Origin of the sequence: Raineya orbicola, from assembly GCF_002843425.1 — a bacterium.
In the GTDB taxonomy this organism is placed as follows: Bacteria; Bacteroidota; Bacteroidia; order Cytophagales; family Thermonemataceae; genus Raineya; species Raineya orbicola.
The window spans coordinates 1-4028 of the sequence record NZ_NKXO01000073.1 but is presented as its reverse complement, the minus strand read 5'-3'; the positions used below and the strand labels follow the sequence as shown (position 1 = coordinate 4028).

The 4028-nt window shown below is 35.3% G+C and carries 4 protein-coding genes; 1 reads left to right on the top strand and 3 read right to left on the bottom strand.

Annotated features, from left to right (window positions below; all coding sequences use genetic code 11):
- Positions 1-91: 91 nt before the first annotated feature.
- Together Rain11_RS13520 and Rain11_RS13515 are read right to left on the bottom strand one after the other, a co-directional pair.
- Positions 92-1795: a DUF262 domain-containing protein gene (locus Rain11_RS13520; RefSeq protein ID WP_101359901.1), complete on the bottom strand. Its 1704-nt coding sequence runs from the start codon at positions 1793-1795 to the stop codon at positions 92-94.
- Between the two features lie 201 nt (positions 1796-1996).
- Entirely contained in the window at positions 1997-2683 is a 687-nt protein-coding gene (locus Rain11_RS13515) for a hypothetical protein (RefSeq protein ID WP_101359900.1), read from the bottom strand.
- 329 nt (positions 2684-3012) lie between these two features.
- Here Rain11_RS13515 and Rain11_RS13960 point away from each other — a divergent pair, with 329 nt between their 5' ends.
- Complete coding sequence (locus tag Rain11_RS13960) at positions 3013-3177, top strand: hypothetical protein (RefSeq protein WP_165778153.1); 165 nt, start codon at positions 3013-3015, stop codon at positions 3175-3177.
- Here the strand turns inward: Rain11_RS13960 and Rain11_RS13505 are convergent, their stop codons facing one another.
- The gene (locus tag Rain11_RS13505) at positions 3178-3702 is read right to left on the bottom strand and encodes an outer membrane beta-barrel protein (protein ID WP_165778152.1); all 525 of its coding nucleotides are present in this window, start codon (positions 3700-3702) and stop codon (positions 3178-3180) included.
- Positions 3703-4028: the final 326 nt, after the last annotated feature.

Genomic DNA, 4028 nt, shown 5'->3' with positions numbered 1-4028 from the left:
TTCTGTTTGTAAAAGCAGGAGGATTTCTAATAAATTTGGCATTTTTTTTAGGTTAATCGTTGGAAAATTTTCCTAAATAAATGCCATTTTTTTATTTTTCCAAATACCTCAATTGGCGGTCATATTGAATTTGTGTCCTTTTTTGAACTGATTTTTTATTGAATCCTTTATTGGTGTCAATCTCGGAACCAAGCATTCTTGTCATTGTAAACAAACTTCTTCCGTAACCATCTATTTTGTCTATTGCGTTTTTATTTTGAACGCTAGAGTTTAAACCTTTTTCTAAAATAGTCAGGTTTCCAATTGTGTGTTCAAAGTCTATAAAATCTTCTTTGTTATCAAACCCGAGTGCAATTGGGTCAAATGTTGGTGTTTGTGAAAGAATATGTTCAATGTTTGGTGATTTACCAACTAAGTCTTGCAATTCGTTCATTGAGTATTCTGTTTTGTTGAGATATTCACAATAGGTAATGAAAATATGAATTAAAGCACGATTACCATAAATACCCCTTGACAAGTGAGATTGAAATTCTTCTTTCGGCATCCAACGACCATTAAACCAAATAAGCCAATTTTCAATATCATCAGCCTTTTTATTGTCGATTCCATATACAAGTCGGGCAATATCAGCCTTCGGGTCTGTCGCTCTTGTTTTATAAACCCTTACTTCAATTAATTCAACAAGGTCATAGAAGTTAAAACTTTCTCGTCCTTTTCCTGAAAGTGATTTGTCTAGTAAGCCAAGTCCTTGTAATTTGATTATTAAAGGATAAAGTGTTGCTGATAGATTTAGTATTGCAAATATTTTGAAAAATTTCGTTTCCGTTTTTGCTCGTTCAATTACATCTTTACAATTCGTAAAGAAATCTTTCAAACTTGCGATATAATCAGAAATGAACTGGTGCATTTCAGGATAATTACTATCAGTTGTTTCATTTCTAAATTTCGTCAATTGATTTTTTAAAAACTGTAAAACGTAATTTGCAGTAGGGTCGTAATTTTCATTACTGTAAGTAACAAAATGGTAACGCATTAAATTGTCTTCGTTGAAATCTCTGTTTTTTATGAGATTAATTCCAAGTTCTTCGCCAAGGTGTTTAATGTCATCATATATTTCAAAAACATCACTAAAATGGTCGTTTATAGTGTTGTCCAAAGATTTGTTTAAATAACGATTAGAGAAATAAATCAAAAGACTTTTGGCCTTTTCCATATTTGAAAGTGGTTTCCCCCTGTCGTTTACTGTTTGGAATATTCGGATAGCATCGCCTTCAGAATTTTCAACAAATTCCATCACTTCAAGTTTCTCAACGGATTTCAAGAATTTTAATTTGTCAGCAATTTGGGAAACCTTGAAATTGATTTCTTCTATGGCTTCTTTCAAGTATCGTTGACTTTTGTTTTGCGGTTCATTAATTGTTCCTTCAAGAATGCTTGTGAAAAAATTTTGGTCACGGTTTAATAGTGAAATTCTATATCTGTCATCTTCCTTTAAATAGAAACGTTCATAATATGAAGCATCTTTTTCTGGAAGTTGTTTTATCAGAGAACTTATTATCAATGTTATAGTCGTGGTGCGTTGTTGCCCGTCAACGATGTAGAATTTTTCGTCATCATCTTCACTTTTTGAAAGCACAATTGTTCCAATGTAGTGATTAGAATTTGATTCAATGGATTCGATGATGTCATCAAACAAATCTCTGATATTTTGGACTTCCCAAGCGTATCCACGTTGATACTTTGGAATTTCAAAAAATCGTCCGTTAAAAAAGTCTTTTATTTTAATACTTGCCATATGTCACTGTTTATTTATAGTTTTTCTTTGGTTGTGTCGTCTTTTAGCCTGACCGATAACGTTTTGGCGCTTGGCGAAGAAGCGGATTTCGGAGCGCAAAACTGTCAATACACCACAAAAGTTGATGCGAGGTAGAATGTTCAATTAACCACTGAACCCGCTTTTTTGCCAAACGCCTGTTACCTGCTGTGTTTCTGTTTTTCAAGTCGTTACGTTCTTTAATTGTGCGTCAAACCAAGTCAGTTCAGATTGCATTTTTTTCTGTAAATATTCGTTCCATTTACTCCAACTAAACATCTGACTTGTATGTCTGATAAAGATTAATTGAGTTTCATTACCATCTTTGTCCTTTATGACTGCTGTCTTTGCATAAGCATTGCTAATGTAATCTTCCCACTTTACTCCGTCAGTAGAAAAGTCTGTGCTTTGAAGAGCGTGTCCAAGTGAATTTGCAGCACTTGTTCCAATGAATAAACAAGTCTTTGGTTTTAGTAACCTAATAATTTCTAAAAATGGAAACCAACTATTGTAAAAGTCATCATAACTTGGTCGCCCTTTATTGGTGTCCATCGGTCGTTGAATAAAGTTGTAAAACGACACCAAGTTCCAAAATGTCGGACTGTCAAAATCATCATTTCTAAACAACGCTCGGTGAAAATTAGGAAAAATTTTTGTGCCGTAATACCAACGTTCAATTGCAAGTTCTTCAACAACTTCTCTTGTAAAAGACGGAGAATTATGTTTCTCAATTGAAGCGGGTGTATTGTCGTGATAATGACTTTCTCCAACAATTAGCAGTCTGTTGTCTAAAGCAAGAGAATTGAAGCGGTCGCCTACCCAAGGCAACCACTTCAAATCACTAATTTGTAAAAATTGTTCATTTGTCATAATGCTACAGTTTTGTCCACGAGTGAAAAGTAGCACTTGGACAACCCGAACTACTCGGTGAAGATTTTGCTTGGATTGTCGTGCCACACTTTTTACAACTGTAGTTTGTGTCACCAACTTCCGCAAGTTTAGTCCAAGAATGAAATGTTTTAGCAGAGCAACCTGAACTACTAGGGTTACTGTCCTTTTTAATTGCAGTTCCGCAATTTTTGCATTGATACCAATTTAAAGCCATAATTAAAATTGTTTTTGTTGTGCTTACTCTCTTCGGTTTTCAGCGTCCCCGTTTTCTGCAAAGCTAGAATGTCAGTCCGCCAAAGTGTGTCGTGGTGAACGGTCGTCCTAACATAGCAGGTAACGGTTTGCAGATTTGCGATGTGGCGGGCTTAGAAGCAGTATCTTTCATTTTACCTCAGAAGTTTATTAGAAGCAGAATGTTTCTTTTACCACTAAACCCGCCATATCCGCAAATGTGCTGTTATGGGCTGGTTTAATTAAAATTTATAACATACTCCAGCATTAACTCCAAATGCAGATGTAGATTCTCCCTCAGCCATAATATAATGATATTTTAAGTTAGCATTCAGCAATAGCTTGTCTGATAAGTTATAGTTAAAACCAACTACTGGAGCAAGACCGAAGTAACCATTAGCCAAAGACTCTCCTCCTCCTGAAAACCCAAAACGATAAATACCAATATCAGCTCCAGCATATGGGCTAAAATCATTATCACTGAAGCTATATTCGAATAAGGCTGTAATTGGCATTGTGAAGCTTCTTAGTTTACTTCCAAAAAAATCATAAGATTTAAAGTAGTAACCTAAATTACCTCCAACTCGAATCTTGTCGTTAATAGAATATTTGCCATTTAGATTAAATCCTAATTGAGCATCTGATCCTTCAGTAAATGACTTAAACATACCTAAATTGGCACCAACTGAAACCTGTGCTTTTGCCTCATTGGAAAATAATAAAGAAGCAAATAAAACTGCTCCGAAAATTGTCATTAATTTTTTCATATTTCTTTGATTTTTTACTTTATTCCTACTCATATGGCTTTTCGGAATACGCCCCGTTTTTTACAATGGTCGCTGGTCTCCATTTTTGAAAATAAAGGTTTGTTGTCAGTCGGAAATGACTGTCAGGAAGTGTCAAAATAAAAGGTCGGTGGCTCTCTTGTCTGCCGCCTTCCGTTGTGGTGTCGTCTTAACTTGCCCATAACGGTTTGCAAATAGGCGCAGGCAGGGATTTTACCACTGAGCTTCCTACGAAGAACTGAACTTCAAATCTATCACTTCCCTTTCTTACGAAGCACTTCAACCCTGCTTGAGCTTATTTGCTGTTA

Coding starts and splice junctions, on each gene's coding strand:
- Rain11_RS13520 (WP_101359901.1), bottom strand. CDS start 1,795: ATGGCAAGTATTAAAATAAAAGACTTTTTTAACGGACGATTTTTTGAA.
- Rain11_RS13515 (WP_101359900.1), bottom strand. CDS start 2,683: ATGACAAATGAACAATTTTTACAAATTAGTGATTTGAAGTGGTTGCCT.
- Rain11_RS13505 (WP_165778152.1), bottom strand. CDS start 3,702: ATGAAAAAATTAATGACAATTTTCGGAGCAGTTTTATTTGCTTCTTTA.